This window comes from Terrihabitans soli, from assembly GCF_014191545.1.
In the GTDB taxonomy this organism is placed as follows: domain Bacteria; phylum Pseudomonadota; class Alphaproteobacteria; order Rhizobiales; family Methylopilaceae; genus Flaviflagellibacter; species Flaviflagellibacter soli.
Window position 1 is genome coordinate 2,740,116 of the sequence record NZ_AP023361.1, and the last position, 17,542, is coordinate 2,757,657.

At 63.2% G+C, this 17,542-nt stretch carries 19 protein-coding genes; 10 read left to right on the plus strand and 9 right to left on the minus strand.

Translation table 11 applies throughout. From position 1 onward, the window contains the following. Nucleotides 1-3: 3 nt before the first annotated feature. Both IZ6_RS14180 and IZ6_RS14185 read left to right on the plus strand, forming a co-directional pair. Nucleotides 4-231, plus strand: a complete 228-nt coding sequence (locus tag IZ6_RS14180) for a BrnA antitoxin family protein (RefSeq protein WP_222875688.1) — start codon at nt 4-6, stop codon at nt 229-231. A gap of 101 nt (nt 232-332) precedes the next feature. Beyond that, complete coding sequence (locus IZ6_RS14185) at nt 333-1,223, plus strand: cell wall hydrolase (RefSeq protein ID WP_222875689.1); 891 nt, start codon at nt 333-335, stop codon at nt 1,221-1,223. A gap of 35 nt (nt 1,224-1,258) precedes the next feature. On the opposite strand, the gene IZ6_RS14190 is transcribed toward IZ6_RS14185, so the two are convergent. The 3 genes from IZ6_RS14190 to IZ6_RS14200 all read right to left on the minus strand — a co-directional run bounded on the left by IZ6_RS14190 (nt 1,259) and on the right by IZ6_RS14200 (nt 5,580). Further along, nucleotides 1,259-1,729, minus strand: coding sequence for a YaiI/YqxD family protein (locus IZ6_RS14190; RefSeq protein WP_222875690.1), 471 nt, complete (start codon nt 1,727-1,729; stop codon nt 1,259-1,261). A gap of 306 nt (nt 1,730-2,035) precedes the next feature. Next, nucleotides 2,036-3,772 (minus strand): NADPH-dependent assimilatory sulfite reductase hemoprotein subunit, encoded by a 1,737-nt coding sequence (locus tag IZ6_RS14195; RefSeq protein ID WP_420825590.1) that lies wholly within the window; start codon nt 3,770-3,772, stop codon nt 2,036-2,038. Next, nucleotides 3,769-5,580 (minus strand): diflavin oxidoreductase, encoded by a 1,812-nt coding sequence (locus IZ6_RS14200; protein WP_222875692.1) that lies wholly within the window; start codon nt 5,578-5,580, stop codon nt 3,769-3,771. The genes IZ6_RS14195 and IZ6_RS14200 overlap by 4 nt, the downstream gene beginning before the upstream one ends. 168 nt (nt 5,581-5,748) lie before the next feature. Here IZ6_RS14200 and mobB point away from each other — a divergent pair, with 168 nt between their 5' ends. Beyond that, entirely contained in the window at nt 5,749-6,264 is a 516-nt protein-coding gene (gene mobB / locus IZ6_RS14205) for a molybdopterin-guanine dinucleotide biosynthesis protein B (protein ID WP_222875693.1), read from the plus strand. On the opposite strand, the gene mobA is transcribed toward mobB, so the two are convergent. Next, entirely contained in the window at nt 6,254-6,877 is a 624-nt protein-coding gene (gene mobA / locus IZ6_RS14210; RefSeq protein WP_222875694.1) for a molybdenum cofactor guanylyltransferase MobA, read from the minus strand. The genes mobB and mobA overlap by 11 nt on opposite strands. A gap of 161 nt (nt 6,878-7,038) precedes the next feature. Between mobA and IZ6_RS14215 the strand changes: the two genes are divergently transcribed. Then, on the plus strand, nt 7,039-7,419 hold the full coding sequence (locus IZ6_RS14215; protein WP_222875695.1) for a response regulator: 381 nt from the start codon (nt 7,039-7,041) through the stop codon (nt 7,417-7,419). A gap of 26 nt (nt 7,420-7,445) precedes the next feature. Here the strand turns inward: IZ6_RS14215 and IZ6_RS14220 are convergent, their stop codons facing one another. Continuing rightward, nucleotides 7,446-8,426 carry a 5-oxoprolinase subunit C family protein gene (locus IZ6_RS14220; RefSeq protein ID WP_222875696.1) on the minus strand — a complete coding sequence of 327 codons (981 nt, stop codon included), beginning with the start codon at nt 8,424-8,426 and terminating at the stop codon, nt 7,446-7,448. Then, complete coding sequence (pxpB, locus tag IZ6_RS14225) at nt 8,423-9,091, minus strand: 5-oxoprolinase subunit PxpB (protein ID WP_222875697.1); 669 nt, start codon at nt 9,089-9,091, stop codon at nt 8,423-8,425. Before pxpB ends, IZ6_RS14220 begins: the two co-directional genes overlap by 4 nt. Before the next feature lie 94 nt (nt 9,092-9,185). Here pxpB and IZ6_RS14230 point away from each other — a divergent pair, with 94 nt between their 5' ends. Then, nucleotides 9,186-9,983, plus strand: coding sequence for a LamB/YcsF family protein (locus tag IZ6_RS14230; protein ID WP_222875698.1), 798 nt, complete (start codon nt 9,186-9,188; stop codon nt 9,981-9,983). On the opposite strand, the gene IZ6_RS14235 is transcribed toward IZ6_RS14230, so the two are convergent. From IZ6_RS14235 to IZ6_RS14245, 3 genes are all read right to left on the minus strand, one after another. Next, nucleotides 9,973-10,593, minus strand: a complete 621-nt coding sequence (locus tag IZ6_RS14235; protein ID WP_222875699.1) for a lytic transglycosylase domain-containing protein — start codon at nt 10,591-10,593, stop codon at nt 9,973-9,975. The two genes, IZ6_RS14230 and IZ6_RS14235, sit on opposite strands and share 11 nt — an antisense overlap. A 140-nt stretch (nt 10,594-10,733) precedes the next feature. Further along, nucleotides 10,734-12,326, minus strand: coding sequence for a phosphoenolpyruvate carboxykinase (locus tag IZ6_RS14240; protein ID WP_222875700.1), 1,593 nt, complete (start codon nt 12,324-12,326; stop codon nt 10,734-10,736). 367 nt (nt 12,327-12,693) lie between these two features. Beyond that, a complete protein-coding gene (locus IZ6_RS14245) occupies nt 12,694-13,410 on the minus strand; it encodes a HugZ family pyridoxamine 5'-phosphate oxidase (RefSeq protein WP_222875701.1) in 717 nt (238 codons plus the stop codon). A gap of 165 nt (nt 13,411-13,575) precedes the next feature. Here IZ6_RS14245 and IZ6_RS14250 point away from each other — a divergent pair, with 165 nt between their 5' ends. The 5 genes from IZ6_RS14250 (at nt 13,576) to IZ6_RS14270 (ending at nt 17,496) form a co-directional block, all read left to right on the plus strand. Continuing rightward, a complete protein-coding gene (locus IZ6_RS14250; RefSeq protein ID WP_222875702.1) occupies nt 13,576-14,286 on the plus strand; it encodes a response regulator transcription factor in 711 nt (236 codons plus the stop codon). Between the two features lie 47 nt (nt 14,287-14,333). Next, nucleotides 14,334-16,100, plus strand: a complete 1,767-nt coding sequence (locus tag IZ6_RS14255; protein WP_222875703.1) for a sensor histidine kinase — start codon at nt 14,334-14,336, stop codon at nt 16,098-16,100. Between the two features lie 139 nt (nt 16,101-16,239). Then, nucleotides 16,240-16,737 carry an HPr kinase/phosphorylase gene (locus IZ6_RS14260; RefSeq protein WP_222875704.1) on the plus strand — a complete coding sequence of 166 codons (498 nt, stop codon included), beginning with the start codon at nt 16,240-16,242 and terminating at the stop codon, nt 16,735-16,737. A gap of 46 nt (nt 16,738-16,783) precedes the next feature. Beyond that, a complete protein-coding gene (locus IZ6_RS14265) occupies nt 16,784-17,185 on the plus strand; it encodes a PTS sugar transporter subunit IIA (RefSeq protein ID WP_222875705.1) in 402 nt (133 codons plus the stop codon). Continuing rightward, nucleotides 17,182-17,496, plus strand: a complete 315-nt coding sequence (locus tag IZ6_RS14270) for an HPr family phosphocarrier protein (RefSeq protein ID WP_222875706.1) — start codon at nt 17,182-17,184, stop codon at nt 17,494-17,496. The genes IZ6_RS14265 and IZ6_RS14270 overlap by 4 nt, the downstream gene beginning before the upstream one ends. The last annotated feature ends 46 nt before the right edge of the window (nt 17,497-17,542 follow it).

The following is a 17,542-nucleotide window of genomic DNA, read 5'->3' on the forward strand; positions in this document are numbered from 1 at the left end:
GAGATGATCGACAGGCCGAGACCGCCGAGCGCGCGCAATGCCGCCGAGGCGATGTTCAAGAAGGTGACGGAGCCCAAAGTCGAAGGACCGGCGAAAACCGCCGCCGTCCCCGGCGCGAAAGAACTGGTGTCGATCCGCATCGATCAGGATGTGCTCGAATTCTTCCAGGAGGGCGGCGCCGGCTGGCAGGACCGCATCAACGACGCACTGCGCAAGGCGGCCGGGAAGTAGACCTCGCCTTCTTCCCGCCGCGATCCGTAAAGCTTTCGTAAAACTTGACCCTTTATGAACGGGGAGCCGCATGTTGTGTGGCGCCTGTTTTGTGTGTGCGTATGCCTGCGTATCCGGCCCTGTCGCGCTCCTGCGCGCTCTTTCTCGTTTTGTCGGCTGTGAGCCTTGGGCTCGCCGGCTGCAGCACCGCATCCAAGAAATCCAAAGCGAGCTTTACGGGCCTTGGCCTTGGCCTCGGCATGTCGTCGAAGGAATGCCTCGCCCGGGCGATGTATTTCGAGTCGAACCGCTCCTCGAACGACGGCATGCTCGCTGTCGGCACTGTGGTCATGAACCGCTACGAAAGCGGCAAATATGGAAAATCGGTCTGCGAGGTCGTCGGCGCGCCGCGCCAGTTCGCGCCTGGAGTTCTGTCCCGCGACATGACCGAAGGCAAAAGTAAGGATCGCGCCTTCGCGGTGGCGACCGAAGTGCTCGGCGGCCGTCGCCACCCCAAGGTCGGAAAGGCGCAGTTCTTCCACACCGCGGGCTATGAGCCCGGCTACAACAATATGCGCTATGTCTCGATCGAGGGTGGCAACGCCTTCTATGAGAAAGTGAAGAAGGGCGAGGACACCGGCGGCCTCGTGCGCATCGCCCGCCAGGGGCCGCGCGATATCGGCGATATGATCGCCGTGCAGGAAACGACGATGATCGCGGCGAAAGGCGCCCCCGTGCCGCCCCCCGCGGACGAGCCGGTCTACGCGCCGCCGCGGCCCACCGCTGTTATGGCCCCGCCACCGCGGATCATGGCTGATCGCGCCGAACGCCGGACAGAGCGCCGTGCCGCACCGCCGCCTGCTCCGGCGCGCGTCACCGCGCCGCCCGCCTCAGCCCCACCTGGTGTCTATGTCTCCGCCGCGCGTCCCGAGCCGGGCTATGCGCTATCCGGCGGCAATATCCCTTCGCCCGCCATGCTCGGCTGGCAGTCCGGACCCGCCGGCCTGTACTGAGGCACTGAACCCGGATGTTTCCGGGGTTCAGCAGGTCAAAGACCGAATCCCTTCCGCTTCAGAGTGTTCACCGTCTTGTCGAGCGCCTGCAGGAAGTCCGAGCGGTCCTTCGGTGAAAAGGGTCTGGGCCCGCGCGTCGTCTGCCCGGCGCTCCTGAGCTCATCCATCAGGTTGCGCGTGGCCAGAGCCATGCCGATGCTGGCCTCGGTGAATGGCCTGCCGGTATTGCCGATGACTTCGGCCCCGGCCTTCACCGACCGGTCGGCCAGCGGCACATCCTGGGTGATGACGATCGCGCCCGGCGCCGCCCGCTCAGCGATCCAATTGTCGGCGACATCGGGCCCGGCGGGCACGATGACCCGCTCGATCATCGGGTCTTTCGGGACATTGATGAAGGCGTTGGCGACGACGAAGACCTTCAGCCCGTAGCGCGCGGCGACGCGATAGATCTCCTCCTTCACAGGGCAGGCATCGGCATCGACATAGATCAGGATCGGTCCAGCCATGGTTCCTCAAAGCAAGAAGGGCCACCCTCGCGGGTGGCCCTTCCATTGTCATCCGCGGCAACGGCTAAGGATCGTTCCCCCGCCGTCCGTGCGGGAAATCACGCGGTCCGGAACTCCAGGAGTTTCCAGTCCACGGTCACCAGCACCCGCTGATTGAGACAATGAGACACTGGATCACCTCCTTTCGATGGTTGAACGACATCGAAAGGATGGTGGCGGTTTGCCTGCGCCGCGACTGCGCGTTTTGACGCAGGGAATTCTTTTTGGGTTTAAGGGGTTACCGCACCGTCATCCGTAAATGGAGCGTTAAGCCGCCGGGCGTTGCGGGCCTGTATTGACATGAAAATCGGCGCCGTTGCCGGTCTGGGCAATGTAGCCCGCACGAATGACGAAATCCGAGAAGTGCTCGCCCGTCTGACGGTTCTTGGCAAAATCGCCGAGGATCGGATCGAGCGCCGCGAGAATCTCCGGCTCGCCGACGTCTTCAAGGTACAGCTTGGACAGACGCTCGCCGTTGAAGGCCGCGCCGAGATAAAGATTGTACTTGCCGGGACCTTTGCCGACGAAGCCGATCTCCGCGAGATAGGGACGCGCGCAGCCATTCGGGCAGCCGGTCATGCGCACGACGATCTCTTCGTCCGCGATGCCGTGCTTCTCGGCAATGTCTTCGAACGCGGTGATGAGGCTCGGCAGATAGCGTTCGCTTTCGGCAAGCGCGAGGCCGCAGGTCGGCAGCGCGACGCAGGCCATGGCGTTGCGGCGGATCGGCGAAGCCTTGTCGGTCAGGCCGTATTCGGCGACGAGCCGTTCGACCTCGGGGCGCTTTTCATCCGAGATATTGGCGATGATGACGTTCTGGTTCGACGTCATGCGGAACTCGCCGTCCAGCACTTCGGCGATGCGGCGAAGACCGGTCATGATGCGCGGTCCGCCGTCCCAATCCTTGATGCGGCCGTTCTCGATGAACAGCGTCAGATGATTGCGTCCGTCTTCGCTCTTCGACCAGCCATAGCGGTCGCCGGTATGGGTGAATTTGAACGGCCGCGGCTCTCCGAGGGCCACGCCGATGCGACGCCCGACTTCGCGGCGCCAGGCATCGAGGCCGCGGTCTTCGACCGTATATTTCACGCGCGCATGCGCACGGTTGGTGCGGTCGCCCCAATCGCGCTGCACCGTCAATACGGATTCGGCGGCCTTCAGAGCATGTTCGGGACGCACGAAGCCGAGGACATCCGCGGTGCGCGGATAGGTCTTCACATCGCCATGGGTCATGCCCATGCCGCCGCCGACCGTGACGTTCCAGCCTTCGAGTTCGCCCTTGTCGTTCAGGATGGCGATGAAGCCGAGATCGTGGGCGAAAATGTCGACATCGTTTTGCGGCGGCACCGCAACGACCGTTTTGAATTTCCGCGGCAGATAGGTCTCACCATAGATCGGCTCGACGACTGTCGCGGTCTCTTCGCCGCCCGCGACCTTCTCGCCGTTCAGCCAGATCTCGCGATAGGCACCGGTGCGCGGCAGAAGATAATCCGAAATATTCTTGCCGAGCTCATAGGCCGCCTTGTGTGCGCCCGACTGATGCGGGTTCGAGGCGGTCATCACGTTTCTATTGACGTCGCCGCAGGCGGCGATGGTGTCGAGCAGAACGGAATCGAGTTTCTGGATCGAGGCGCGGGCGTTGAACTTGATGACGCCGTGCAGCTGGAACGTCTCGCGCGTCGTCAGACGCATCGTGCCATTGCCGTAATCGCGGGCGATCTGATCCATCGCAAGCCATTGCGCGGGCGTCGTCACGCCCCCCGGAATGCGCACGCGGATCATGAAGGAGAAGGCCTTCTCCATCTTCTTCTTGGAACGTTCAGCGCGCAGATCGCGCTCGTCCTGAAGATACATGCCGTGGAATTTGACGAGCTGCTGATCGTCTTCGGTGATCTCGCCGGTGATTTCGCGGTCGAGACCTTCGGCAAGTGTGCCGCGGAGATAATGGGATTTGGTCTTCAGCCCTTCATTGCGGGCAAGCGGCTTGTCGGTCATCGCACTCAGTACACGTCGGTGAGGTAACGCTTCTCGCTTTCGAGAGCGCGGACGGCGGCTTCGGCATTCTCGTCCGACAGCGCCTTCACATCGGCATAGGCGCGCACAAGAGAATTGCGCACATCCTTGGCCATGTTCTTGGCATCGCCGCAGACATAGAATTTGGCGCCGGTTTCAAGCCAGTCAATGACCGCCTTGCGCTTGCTCCAGATCTTGTCCTGCACATAGACTTTCTGCGGCGTGTCGCGCGAGAAGGCGAGATCGATGGCGTGCAGATAGCCGTCCGCCTGATATTCCTGCCAGTCGAGCTGGTAGAGGAAATCGTGCGTGTACTGGCGGTCGCCGAAGAAGAGCCAGTTGCGGCCCTTGGCTTCGATGGCGCGGCGCTCCTGCACAAAAGCGCGGAACGGCGCAACGCCCGTGCCGGGGCCGACCATGATGATGTCGCGATCGGCTTCCGGCAGGCGGAAATGCTTGTTCGTCTTCACCTTGGCGCGGAGCTTGTCGCCCTTTTTCACGCGGTCGGCGAGATAGGTCGAGGCAACGCCGAGGCGCGGACGGCCGAACGCCTCATAGCGCACAGCGGAAACGAGGAGATGCACCTCATCGCCCACTTCCTTCTGGGCGGAGGCGATCGAATAGGCGCGCGGCGCGAGCGGACGCGTCACATCGTAAAGCTGGGAGATCGACAGGCGCGAGGGGAACTCGGCGAGAAGATCAATGAGCTGGCGGCCGGTGATCCATTCGCGCGCCTTCTCGGGATTGGCGACGAGATCGCGCACCGCCTGATTGGGGCTGATGGACGCGAACTTCTCGAGCGATTTCAGCGACAGCGTATTGATGTCGCGATCCTCGACGAGCGTCTGGCGCAGATTGATGTTCTTGCCGTGGCCGGTGACACGCATGATCGCTTCAGCAAGGCCGGGATCGTTCGTCGGATAGATGTCGAGCGCATCGCCCGGCTCATAGGCGACATCGCCTTCGAAACCGATGGCGACGTGGTACGTCTCTTTCGCCGAGCGCGAGGAGTTGAGATTGACGTGATCGACGATCTCGCCCTGGAACGGCGCATCGGACACCGGAGCGCGCGCACCGAAATCGACTTCGATGAGTTGGCCGCTGGCCGGAGCGCCGGCTGCTGGCGCAGGCGCGATTGTATCGAGCGTCGACTCGATCCATTTCGAAGCCGGCGTCTGGAAATCGAGATCGCAATCGACGCGCTTGACCGCGCGCTTGCCGCCGAGCGCTTCGAGACGCTCGTCGATCTTTTTGCCGACGCCGCAGAAATCGACATAAGCGGTGTCGCCGAGCGCCAGCACGCCGAATTCGACGCCGTCGAGTTTCGGGGCCGCATCGCTCATCAGCTCTTCATAGGCGCGCACGGCGCGGGCCGGCGGATCGCCCTCGCCCCAGGTCGCGGCGATGACGATGAGCTTCTTGGCCTTGGTGAGATCGGCGGGCTTCAGATCGGCGAAATCGACGACGTTCGGCTTGAAGCCCTTCTTGCGGGCCGCCTTGGCCATATCGGCCGCGAGCTTTTCGGAATTTCCGCTTTCGGTCGCAAAGACGATGGTCAGGGGCTCGGAAGTCTTGGATTCCGCGGCTGGAGCCGCCTGCACCTGGCCGAGAGCCTGGGCCAAACCTTGCGTTTGATACTGAAGCTGCTGCGGGGAGATGCCGGCGCCGACATCGTACCCGGTCAGAAATCCGGCCAGCCAGGCGCGCTGAAGCGGGGTCGAATTCGACATCACCTGATTGAGGCGCGCGATCTCCTCTTCATTGAAGGGGGCCGTGCTCGGGATCGGCGTCGAACTCATGAACCGCATCTCTAATAATGGGATGGTTCACATACCTCATGAGTGTTGGAAAGTATTCTACTAATTTAGAATGCATTTAATTGATCGTAACCAGGAAACGCCCGGAAGGACCGAGGCTTGACCGGTGCGGGCGGCACGACCAGTTTGCCCGGCAGCAGGGAGAGACATGTGCTTGTGATCGGACTGGCGGGCTGGAGCGGGGCGGGCAAGACGACCCTGCTCGAAAAGCTCATTCCGGAACTGACGCGGCGGGGGCTTTCGGTCTCGACCATGAAGCATGCCCATCACAATTTCGACGTCGACAAGCCCGGCAAAGACAGCTTCGTCCATCGGCAAGCCGGCGCGCGGGAAGTGCTGATCGCCAGCGCGAACCGTTTCGCCCTGATGCACGAGCTGCGCGGCGCCCCTGAGCCGGCCCTGAACGACCTCATCGGCAAGCTGTCGCCGGTCGATCTCGTCATTATCGAGGGCTACAAAACCGCCCCTCATCCAAAAATCGAGATTTGGCGGGCCGCCAACGGCAAGGACTTCATTCACCCGAAGGACCAAACCATCCGCGCCATCGCGGCGGACGAGAAGCTGACCGGCCTGCCCATCCCGGCCGTCGATCTCAACGATGCCAAAGCCGTGGCCGATCTGATCCTGACGGAAGCCAGGCCCCTCGCGGAAATCTTCAGGACCTAGACGCGATCAGCTTTTCCGCCTCGACGAGTTCTTCCGGGGTGTTGGCGTTAAAGAAGGGATCGACCGGCTTATCCGGCCAGATCACGCTGACGACGCCGTGCCGTGCGGTCCAGCGGTCAATCTTGCGCATGTCCTCCTCGACCAGAGCGTGCCGCAGGTCGCCGCGCAGCGAGACCTTCCAGAGCCCGTTGACCGGATAGGTCTGCTCGCCCGCCTGGGCCTGGGCCAAAGGCGTTCCCGCCGCCTCTCGCGCCTCATGCAGACGGGCCACAAAATCCTTTGGCAGAAAAGGCGAATCCGCTGCGACCGAGACCACCCAGCCGACATCCGGCCTGCTCTTCGCCGTCCAGTCGAGCGCCGCCAGAATGCCGGCCAGCGGGCCGGCAAAACCCGGCACATCGTCGGCAATGACGGTCAGGCCCGTCGCCGCAAAGCGCGCCGGATCGCCATTGGCGTTGAGGATCAGGGCCTCGCATTGCGGGCGGAGGGCGGCGATGGCGAGGTCGAGGATCGTGCTGCCACCGATCTTCAGCAGGGGCTTGTCGCCTCCGCCCATGCGCCGCGCGAGCCCTCCCGCGAGAAGCACGCCGATCGTCTTCGGGATGTCTGCCATGACCTAGATCTCGCCGCGCCTTTAAGTGCCCCGGGGGCAACACCAGAGATTGATGTGCGCCTCCGACGAATTACGAAAGATTGTGCCGGAACCTTACTGCATTTGACCCGTTGTTTGGTTTCCTCAGGAAGAGGCCATCATAGGTTAATGGGCTAGGGCAAATGAGCAGTAACGGCAGCAAGCCGAAATGGCGGGTTCTCATCGTCGAAGACGAGTTCATCGTCGGTCTGCATCTCGAAAGCATCCTCGAACGTCTCGGGCATGAAGTCGTGGGCGTCGTCGCCGAGGAGGCCGAGGCCCTTCATCTTGTCGCCACCGAACAGCCCGACCTCATCGTCACCGACATCCATCTCGCCCGCGGCGGCGACGGACTGAAGGTCGCCCGCGAAGCGCAGGAAAAATACGGCGCCCGCACCGTCGTCATCACCGGCCACCGCGACGGCCAGACCTTCCTGAAAGCCGAAGAAGCCGGCGCCCGCGCTTTCCTGCGCAAACCGTTCGGCCTGACGGAAGTCGAGAACGTCTTCTCCCATATCGGCTGAACGCGCCGGAAGGCTTCTTATCTTTTCTAAATTTGGACGCCTGCGCGGACGGGAACGATCGTGTTCGCCATCGATCTGTAGGCGTGCGCGGCTTCGGCGCGCGCCTCTTCCGCCTCGGTCATCGTCACTTTGCGGAAACGGATCTCATGGCCGGGCATAAGACGGCCGGCGCGAAAGAGATCGGCCGTAATGACGACGGCGATCTTCGGATAGCCGCCCGTTGTCTGACAATCGTTGAGAAGAAGGATCGGCTGGCTCGATCCCGGCACCTGCACCGCACCGGGCACGGTCGCATCGGAGGCGATATCGGCGCTCTTTGAGTGCGCGAGCACCGGTCCATCGAGGCGCATGCCCATGCGGTCAAGATCGCGCGACACGGTGAAAGGCCTGCCGAAAAAGGCGCTCTGCGCTTCTTCCTTAAAATAATCGGCCTGCGGCCCGGGCAGAGCGCGGAGCACCGGCGATGCGACGAAAGAGGGCGGCCGGAGCAGCGTGTGGCACGGCGCATCCGGCGCTCCATCATGCAAAAGCTTCAGCACGCCGCCGGTCTGCAGCGGCTTGCCGTCGAGGCCGCCGAAACCGCCGCGCAGAAAGGTCGAGCGCGAGCCGAGCTGTTCGGGAACATCGAAGCCGCCAAGGGCCGCGAGATAGGCAACCGCCGTATCCGCAAAGGGCGAGACGCTGACGACGTCGCCGTCCTGCAGATCGACGGCGCGCCAGGCGGGCCATTCCTGAACCGTGCCTTTACGCTCGACGAGAAGCGGCACGGATGTGCCGGCGAGCGCGATGCGCCCAGCCTTTCCCTCAAAGCGAAGAACCGGCCCGGGCGAGCGCAATTCGAGCGCCGCACTATTCGCATCATTGCCCACGATGCGGTTGGAGAGTCTGAAGCTCAGCGGATCGAGCGCACCGGAATGCGGCACGCCGAGCGCCAGCAGGCCCGTCCGTCCGCCATCTTGCAGCGTTGTCTGCAGCCCGCCCTGCACAATGTGAAAACCGGCGCTCATGTCGATTTTGCTCCGCGCACGAGCTGATCAAATTCGGCGGCGCTGACCGGCGTAAACTGCACGCGATCGCCGGGCGCGAACAGGCTCGGCGGATGGGCCCTGTGATCGAACAGGCGAAGGGGCGTCCGGCCGATCAGGCGCCAGCCGCCCGGGCTCTCGACGGGATAGATTGCGGTCAGCTCACTTGCGATGGCGACGGAGCCCGCGGGAACGCGTGTCCGCGGCACGTCGAGCCGGGGCAGGCGCAAGGGCTCGGGCAGATCGCCGAGATAGGCGAAGCCCGGCAGGAAGCCGAGCATATAGACATGATAGGTCTGCCCGGCGTGGAGTGCGGCCGCCGCCTCCCGTGTGAGCCCGGCGGCGCGGGCGGTCTCATCGAGATCCGGCCCGTCATAGAGAACCGGCACAGTCCAGGTCCTGCCCTCCCCGGCGGACGCTGCGCCCTCGAGCGACAGATCGCCGATCCGGGCGGCCAGATCGGCAAAGCCGATCGCGGCCGGGTCGTAGTGGACGGTGAGCGAGCGGAACGTCGGCACGTATTCACGCACGCCCGGAATGGCCGCTGCCACGATTGCATCGCGCGCCGCCAGAACGCGCGCGCTCGTCTCGCGCCCGATGGTCTGGCCGAACTCAAGCGTCACCGCCGCGTCGCCGAGCGCGAGCATTGTGGCGCTCAGATTTATTTTCGATTCGCCCGTCATTTCCCCTATCCGCCCGAAGCGGGGCATATATAGTCATAAATGAAAGCTTACGGTGCGTATGGCGTCTACGGCACGCAGGATCGATATCAACGCCGATCTCGGTGAAGGCTACGGCACCGACGAGGCTCTGCTCGCCATCGTTTCCAGCGCCAATATCGCCTGCGGTTTTCATGCAGGCGACGCTCAGACCATGCGGGCCGTGAGCCTTATCGCCGCCCAGAACAAAGTCGCGGTCGGCGCCCATCCCAGCTTCGACGATCTCGGAAATTTCGGCCGCACGGTCATGAAAATGAGCATGGACGAGCTAGAATCGCTCATCGCTTATCAGATCGGCGTTCTCACCGAAGCCGCCGCCGAAAGCGGCGTTGCCCTTACTCATGTGAAGCCGCACGGCGCGCTCTACAATGTCGCCTCCGAGGACGAGGCGCATGCGCTGGCCATCGGCCGCGCCATCCGCGCCGCCGATCCGAAACTCATCTATCTCGGCTTCACCGGGCCTGTGATGCGCAGAGCCGCCGACAAGCTCGGCCTCGCCTTCGCCTCCGAAGCCTTTCCGGATCGTCATTACACCGATGACGGCCAGCTGACGCCGCGTCCCGAACCTCTGTCGGTCATCAACAATCCGGTCGAGGTCACCGAGCGCGTCAAGCGCATGATGCAGGACGGCATGGTGCCCAGCGCCTCCGGCAAGCTCATCCCGATCGAGTTCGACTCGCTGTGCGTTCACGGCGATGAGCCGACGGCGGTGATGGTCGGGCGGGCGGTGCGCCGCGCCGTGGAAGATGCCGGCGCCGTGGTCGCGCCCTTGAGCGAAATTCTCGGCGGCGCTTCGGCGCACTCCCGGATCAGCGCATAATCGTCAGGTTCGCGGATGTGATCTGCGACTGAATGGATCTGATGCGGCGGTCATAGGCCGCCCAGTTCATCCGGCTGCCGCCACTCTTTCCGGCCTTCCCGCCTCCACCGCGCGCTACCACACCTGCCGGAGCGCCGAACGTCGCTTTCGGCACCTCGCCGCGCAGCGGATAGCCCTGTGCCGCCAGCACCTCGCGCACGCGCACACAGTAAGCGACGGATTTGTGCGAAAAGCGCGTCTCGCCATGACCGGCGCGGTATTTCATCACCGCGGTGCACACGTCTTCGTTCGCAAGCTTCCAGGCGCCGGCAAGATAATCGACGCCGTAGCGGATATTGGTCGCGGGATCTGAGAGCTCGGCGTTCGTTCCGGAAAAGCCGAGCATGCGCGCCGTCGATGGCAGGACCTGCATCAGGCCGATTTCACCGACATCGCCCAAAGCCGAAACGCGATAATTGCTTTCGACCGTCGCCACCGCGTCGGCGATCTCGCCGGGCAGGCCGCGGTGGACGGCCTCAGTCCGCACCATCACCCGCAGATCGACGGGATCGGGCGTTGCGAGCGCGGGCGTTGCCGCAAGAGGAAGAAGGAGAGCGGGAAGCAGACGCATTCCCGGGACAATTGGGGCAGAAGGTGACGGAAGAAAGGGCGGGAGGCGATCCTCGGAGGGGGTCCGTCGCTGGAGTGAGCGATTAGAACCGGCCCCCGCCCTTTTTAGCCGCGAGAACGCACACGGCTATCCGCTGAATTTTACTCCGCCGGTTCGAACACGCCCGGCGATGCTGCGATCACATCCGGCGCGACATGCTCTTCGAAGCGCTTGAAGTTTTCCTGGAACATGCCGACGAGCTTGCGCGCCTGCACATCGTAGGCAGCCTTGTCGTCCCAGGTCGAACGCGGATCGAGCAGCGCCGAGGGCACGCCCGGCACGGCGACCGGAACCTCAAAGCCGAAATTCGGATCCTTGCGGAACTCGACATTGTCGAGCTGGCCCGAGAGCGCCGCGGAGAGCAGCGCGCGCGTTGCCTTGATCGGCATGCGCTTGCCGGTACCGAACGGACCGCCGGTCCAGCCGGTCGAGATCAGCCAGCAGGTCGAACCGTGCTTTGCGATCTTCTGGCGCAGGAGCTCGCCATATTCCGACGGATGACGCGGCATGAAGGGCGCGCCGAAGCAGGTCGAGAACGTCGCCTGCGGCTCGGTCACACCCTTCTCGGTGCCGGCGACCTTGGCCGTATAGCCGGAGAGGAAGTGATACATCGCCTGCTGCGGCGTCAGGCGCGCGATCGGCGGCATGACGCCGAAGGCGTCCGCCGTCAGCATCATGACATTCTTCGGCGCTTCGGCGCGGCCGGTCTCGCTGGCGTTCGGAATGTAGTGCAGCGGATAGGCGACGCGGCCGTTCTCCGTCTTCGACACATCGTCGTAATCGGGAATGCGCGTCTCCGGATCGATGGCGACGTTTTCGAGGATCGAGCCGAACATCTTGGTCGCGGCATAAATCTCGGGTTCGGCATCGGCCGACAGGTTGATCGTCTTGGCGTAGCAGCCGCCTTCGAAATTGAAGATGCCGTTATCGCTCCAGCCATGCTCGTCGTCGCCGAGCAGGATGCGCTGCGGATCGGCCGAGAGCGTCGTCTTGCCGGTGCCGGAGAGGCCGAAGAACAGGGCCGAGCCGCCGTTCTTGCCGACATTGGCCGAGCAATGCATCGGCAGGATGCCCTTGGCGGGCAGAAAGAAGTTGAGCGCGCCGAACACCGACTTCTTCATTTCGCCGGCATAGGACGAGTTGCCGATGAGCACGAGGCCGCGCGACAGGTCGACGCCGATAATGGTTTCGGTGCGCGCGCCATGGCGCTTCGGATCGGCCTTGAAGCTCGGCAGATCGATGATTGTCATATCGGGGACGAAGCCCGCGAGGTCGGCCTGCGGCGGGCGGATCAGCATGGTGCGGATGAACAGCGAGTGCCATGCATATTCGGTGTAGACGCGGACCTTGATGCGGTTCGCCGGATCGGCGCCGCCATAGAGATCCTGGGCGAAGAGCTCTTTGCCCTTCAGATGCTCAAGGAAGTCGGCGTGAAGGGTGTCGAAGTTCTCAGGGCTGATCGCCGCGTTGTTGTCCCACCAGACCTGGCCTTCCGTCAGCTTGTCGCGGACGATGAACTTGTCCTTGGGGCTGCGGCCGGTATGGACGCCGGTATCGGCGGCAAAAGCGCCGTAGGCCGTAAACTCGCCTTCGCCGCGTCGGACGGCTTCCTCGACAAGCTGGGTCTCAAGAAGGTTCGACTTCACTTTCGCGAGGTCGTCGATACGTACGTTTTTTGCCGTCGCCATTGCCATCCACCGAAGTTGGGGCTGAGGCAATTGCGCGGTTCCGACACCAGCGCAAGACGTTTTTTGCTGCGCTTAGTACAGGTTAAAAACGCGCACGTTTTTGTGATGCAACGTTGATGAAACGCAGTCTGGCGCCAGAGGATGACGGAACCGTGTGAAGCGCCGACTCTGCGCCTACGTCGGTGCTGTCCGCTGCGCTGTGTGCCGCTTCATGAAAGTTTTGTTTCATAAGCGTATCGGCGCATTTTATGTGGTGTACCACATGCCACCAAAATAGTTGGTGGATGTGTTCTTCTGTCACGCTGGCGTTTCAACTCTTGAACGCTGCGCATGCAATTGCACGGAAATGGAGAGAGGGCTCACTCGCGCCGTATCAGACGGCGCGAGCTTTCTCGGCGAGCGCGACGAGCGTGTGACGCAAGGGGCCCGGGCCGCGCACCCGTTCGGGGAATCGCAGATAGAGCGCCTTGCCTTCGGACGAGATTTCCATGCCTTCCGGATCGAGCCCGTCGGCGCGCCAGCTGCCGCCCGATACGCCGAGAAGCTTTTCGGCATAAAGGCCGAGTGCATCGGCATGGTCTTCGTTCATATGCGCGACGGCACCTGCCTCGGCGGCCAGAAGCTCGGCGGCATCGGCGGTCTCGGTCACAATCACCTCGCGCGGCATGCTGCGGATGCGTCCGAAGCCGGCAACGAGATGGGCGCTTTGGGGCTCAAGCCGCCAGAAGGCGAAATCCTTGAAGCCGGCAAAGCTGTCGGCCGTCGGGTGGCGGGCGAGATAGCGCCGCCGGTCCTCGGGATCCTGGGTCACCGCGACATTGCCCGAAACGCTGACCCTTGCCCCGGCCAGGGGGTCATGAAGGCTGACATCCTCGAACAGGAGGGAGGCCCTAGGGTCGGATTTGAGGTTTTGGGTGTGTTTGGCCAGCTCCGACAGGAGGAGCAGCGGAGCCCCGTCGAAGCCGGTTGCCACTGCAACCAGAGAGACATAGGGCGCCCCTGATTCGCGGTCTGTGGTCGCCAGAGCCGCTTTGCGGCCCCTCCGGATCAAATTCTTCGCTTCGGTGCCGTATTCCATGCCTTCGCTCATGCCGTTTACCTAGTCCCCTTAAAGGGCGAAAAAACACTCGAATTTGAGGGGAAAAGCTTGGTTTTACCCCTGCCCGGCCCCATATGCTGAAGCCAGAGCGGCCATATTTCGGCCATGCGTGGCGCGTTCAAGGCCATGACACGGGAAAAGAGGGCAGCCAATCCGATGCCAACCATCGCGCTGGTCGATGACGACCGCAACATCCTGACCTCCGTTTCGATTGCTCTCGAGACCGAGGGCTACCGGATCTCGACCTATACGGATGGCGCCGCCGCCCTGGAAGGCCTCAAGGCCAACCCGCCGGACCTTGCCATCTTCGATATCAAGATGCCCCGCATGGACGGTATGGAGCTCCTCCGCCGCCTGCGCCAGAAGTCGGAAATGCCGGTCATTTTCCTCACCTCCAAGGATGAGGAAATCGACGAGCTGTTCGGCCTCAAAATGGGCGCCGACGACTTTATCAAGAAGCCCTTCTCGCAGCGCCTGCTGGTCGAGCGCGTGAAAGCGGTTTTGCGCAGAGCCGCCGCGCGCGATCCCGCAGCCCCGGTCAAAGCGGGCGAAGGCGTTCCCGGCAAGGCGCTGGAACGCGGCAGCCTCTTGATGGATTCAGAGCGCCATACCTGCACCTGGAAGGGCGAGCCGGTCACGCTCACCGTCACCGAATTCCTCATTCTTCAGGCGCTGGCGACCCGCCCCGGCGTGGTTAAGAGCCGTAACGCCCTGATGGATGCGGCCTATGACGATCAGGTCTATGTCGATGACCGTACGATCGACAGCCACATCAAGCGCCTGCGCAAGAAGTTCAAGGCGACCGACGACAGCTTCGAAATGATCGAAACCCTGTACGGCGTCGGCTATCGCTTTAAGGAAGCCTGAGCCCTTCATTTGACGCGGGGCAGGCCCGGAGCGCATTTTCCGGCGCGATGAGCGTGGATATTCAACAGTCTGGCCAAACACGGACAGAAGCGGCGGCCGAAAGCCGGCCCGCTTCTCTGCGCCGTTCGCGCCTGTCCGGCTTTTTCGGCTTCTCCAGCCTGACGCGCCGCATCGTCGTTCTGAACCTTGCCGGCCTGGTCGCCCTCCTCTCGGGCATTCTCTATCTCAACCAGTTCCGCGCCGGCCTGATCGAGGCGCGCATCCAGAGCCTGACCATACAGGGCGAGATCATGGCCGGGGCGATTGCGGCCTCGGCCACCTCGACCTCCGAACAGGACTCGCTCTGGGTTGATCCCGACAAGCTGATGAACATCGCACCGTCCGAGATGCTCGATCCGGACGGCGCGATCGAAAGCCTCGACTTTCCGATCAATCCCGAACGCGTCGCGCCGATGCTGCGCCGCCTCATCACGCCGACGCGCACGCGCGCCCGCATCTACGATGCCGGCGGCCAGCTTCTCCTCGACAGCCAGAGCCTTTACGGCCCGGGCGATATTCTGCGCCTCGACATTCCGACGCCGCAGGCCGTGCGCTCAAAGCCGCTGCTCGACCGCATGGTCGACATGGTTCAGTCTTGGCTCTTCCGCAACGATCTGCCGACCTATGAAGACCTGACCGGCGGCGAGTATCCGGAAGTCAAACAGGCGCTGTCCGGTGCGCCGACCGCCGTTGTGCGCGCCAACAAGCAGAGCGAGATGATCGTTTCGGTCGCCGTGCCGATCCAGCGCTTCCGCACCGTGCAGGGCGCACTCATGCTCTCAACACTCGGCGGCGACATCGACGACATCGTTCAGGCCGAGCGCCTCGCCATCGTCCGCGTCTTCCTTGTCGCGGCTTTGGTGATGGTCGTTCTGTCCATACTTCTTGCCGGCACGATTGCAGGTCCCGTGCGCCGCCTTGCCAATGCCGCCGACCGCGTCAGGCTGCGCGTCGACCGGCGCGCGGAATTGCCTGATTTTTCGGACCGAAACGACGAAATCGGTCATCTGTCGACCTCGTTCCGCGAAATGACCGACGCGCTTTATAACCGCATGGAAGCGATCGAACGCTTTGCCGCGGACGTCGCGCATGAGCTGAAAAACCCGCTCACTTCTCTGCGCTCAGCCGTCGAGACCCTGCCGCTGGCGAAGACGGACGATTCCAAGAAGCGCCTTCTCTCCGTCATCGAGCACGATGTGCGCCGCCTCGACCGGCTGATCTCCGACATTTCGGATGCCTCGCGCCTCGATGCCGAACTGCAGCGCCAGGATCTCGACACGGTCGATATCGGCCGCATGCTGACGACCATCACCTCGGCGCAGAACGATGTGCATTCGGAAGAAGCGTCGATCATTCTCGACATCGCCGAGAGCGCCCGCGCGCCGAACCGGCTGCGCCTCAAGGGCCATGACCTTCGCCTCGGCCAGGTCTTCACCAACCTCATCGACAATGCGCGCTCGTTCACGCCGCCCAAGGGCCAGGTGCGCGTCTCCATCCGCCGCGACCGCGACAACATCCTCGTCACGGTCGAAGACGACGGGCCCGGCATCCGGCCGGACGCCATCGAGCGCATCTTCGAGCGCTTCTATACCGACCGACCGACCGAGGGCTTCGGCCAGAATTCGGGGCTCGGGCTTTCGATCTCCAAGCAGATCGTCGAAGCGCATGGCGGGCAGATCTGGGCGGAGAACCGCCTCTCCTCGCAGCCCGGGGCGGACGGCAAACGCTATCCCATCGGCGCGCGCTTCACCGTGCGCCTGCCGGCGGCCAAGTGACCCCCTTCGGCCTCATCCTGAGGAGGTGCGCAGCGCCGTCTCGAAGGATGAACCACGCGCTCGGAGTCTGCCGCCCATCCTTCGAGACGCGATGCTCCGCATCGCACCTCAGGATGAGGGCCGAGGAAGGGAACCGCTAATGCCGACGATCCACGCGAGCTGCGTAAGTTTCGGCGGGATCGGCCTTCTGATCCGCGGCGCCTCGGGCGCCGGCAAATCCCGGACTGCTCATATTCTGATCAACCGCACCCCCCTCTATGGGGTCGAGACCCGCCTCGTCGCCGACGACCGGGTGGCCCTCGAGCTGCGGGACGGCGCCCTCTTCGCCCGCCCGCCCGAGCCCCTTAAAGGCCTGATCGAGATCCGGGGTCTTGGGCTCGTACGCCTTCCGTTTCTTGAGGAAATGCGGCTCGGCCTTGTCCTCGATCTGCTGCCGGAGGATGAGATTCCCCGCCTGCCGGAACCCGCCGATCTGAACGCCCAATTAGAGGGCGTCAGTTTGCCGCGATGCTTTAGTGCATCCCCGGAGTGCAGTTTAGACGTATTATTAACCATATGCGGCCACACTGATGGTTCGCTGGAAGACCATTCCGCTCTTGCGTCAGTAAGATTTGATGGAAAGACTAAGCGCCCTTGAAGCCGCGTCCGGCGTCCCGACATATGTGGGACGTCCTGAGGAGCTGATGATCGGCATTGTCCTCGTGACCCACGGTAATCTGGCATGCGAGTTCCGTTCGGCACTCGAACATGTCGTGGGTCCGCAGCAACAGATTGAAACCATCACGATTGGTCCCGAAGACGATATGGAAAATCGGCGTCAGGACATCATGGATGCGTGTAAGCGCGTCGATGCCGGAGAAGGCGTCGTCGTCTGCACCGACATGTTCGGCGGCACCCCGTCCAATCTGGCGATTTCCTGCATGAACGGCCGCAAGATCGAAGTGGTCGCCGGCATCAACCTGCCGATGCTCATCAAGCTCGCCTCCGTGCGTCACGAAGTCGGCCTCGCCGAAGCCGTTGCCCAGGCTCAGGATGCGGGACGGAAATACATCTCCGTCGCGAGTCGCGTCCTGGCCGGAAAATGATCGACCCGCTCGGCTGGCCGGGAAAGCCCGCCGCCGGCGGCACCATCACCCGCGAAATCATGATCACCAATAAGCGCGGACTGCACGCCCGCGCGTCGGCGAAATTCGTCCAGACGGTCGAGCTCTATCAATCGCATGTCACGGTGACGAAGGGCGGCGACACCGTCGGCGGCACTTCGATCATGGGCCTGATGATGCTGGCTGCCGGACCCGGTTCCACCATTGTGGTCACCGCAAAGGGCTATGAAGCGCGCGAATGCCTCGATGCGCTCGAAGGCCTGCTCTCCGACAAATTCGGCGAAGGCGAATAACGCAGCACTCCGGGTTTCCCCGTTAGCCAGGAGAAGAATTTCCCTT

Excerpts from the sequence above, each read along its gene's own strand:
- IZ6_RS14180 (WP_222875688.1), top strand. The coding sequence starts at position 4 with ATGATCGACAGGCCGAGACCGCCGAGCGCGCGCAATGCCGCCGAGGCG.
- IZ6_RS14185 (WP_222875689.1), top strand. The coding sequence starts at position 333 with ATGCCTGCGTATCCGGCCCTGTCGCGCTCCTGCGCGCTCTTTCTCGTT.
- IZ6_RS14190 (WP_222875690.1), bottom strand. The coding sequence starts at position 1,729 with ATGGCTGGACCGATCCTGATCTATGTCGATGCCGATGCCTGCCCTGTG.
- IZ6_RS14200 (WP_222875692.1), bottom strand. The coding sequence starts at position 5,580 with ATGAGTTCGACGCCGATCCCGAGCACGGCCCCCTTCAATGAAGAGGAG.
- mobA (WP_222875694.1), bottom strand. The coding sequence starts at position 6,877 with ATGGCAGACATCCCGAAGACGATCGGCGTGCTTCTCGCGGGAGGGCTC.
- IZ6_RS14215 (WP_222875695.1), top strand. The coding sequence starts at position 7,039 with ATGAGCAGTAACGGCAGCAAGCCGAAATGGCGGGTTCTCATCGTCGAA.
- IZ6_RS14220 (WP_222875696.1), bottom strand. The coding sequence starts at position 8,426 with ATGAGCGCCGGTTTTCACATTGTGCAGGGCGGGCTGCAGACAACGCTG.
- pxpB (WP_222875697.1), bottom strand. The coding sequence starts at position 9,091 with ATGCTCGCGCTCGGCGACGCGGCGGTGACGCTTGAGTTCGGCCAGACC.
- IZ6_RS14230 (WP_222875698.1), top strand. The coding sequence starts at position 9,186 with ATGGCGTCTACGGCACGCAGGATCGATATCAACGCCGATCTCGGTGAA.
- IZ6_RS14235 (WP_222875699.1), bottom strand. The coding sequence starts at position 10,593 with ATGCGTCTGCTTCCCGCTCTCCTTCTTCCTCTTGCGGCAACGCCCGCG.
- IZ6_RS14240 (WP_222875700.1), bottom strand. The coding sequence starts at position 12,326 with ATGGCAATGGCGACGGCAAAAAACGTACGTATCGACGACCTCGCGAAA.
- IZ6_RS14245 (WP_222875701.1), bottom strand. The coding sequence starts at position 13,410 with ATGAGCGAAGGCATGGAATACGGCACCGAAGCGAAGAATTTGATCCGG.
- IZ6_RS14250 (WP_222875702.1), top strand. The coding sequence starts at position 13,576 with ATGCCAACCATCGCGCTGGTCGATGACGACCGCAACATCCTGACCTCC.
- IZ6_RS14255 (WP_222875703.1), top strand. The coding sequence starts at position 14,334 with ATGAGCGTGGATATTCAACAGTCTGGCCAAACACGGACAGAAGCGGCG.
- IZ6_RS14260 (WP_222875704.1), top strand. The coding sequence starts at position 16,240 with ATGCCGACGATCCACGCGAGCTGCGTAAGTTTCGGCGGGATCGGCCTT.
- IZ6_RS14265 (WP_222875705.1), top strand. The coding sequence starts at position 16,784 with ATGATCGGCATTGTCCTCGTGACCCACGGTAATCTGGCATGCGAGTTC.
- IZ6_RS14270 (WP_222875706.1), top strand. The coding sequence starts at position 17,182 with ATGATCGACCCGCTCGGCTGGCCGGGAAAGCCCGCCGCCGGCGGCACC.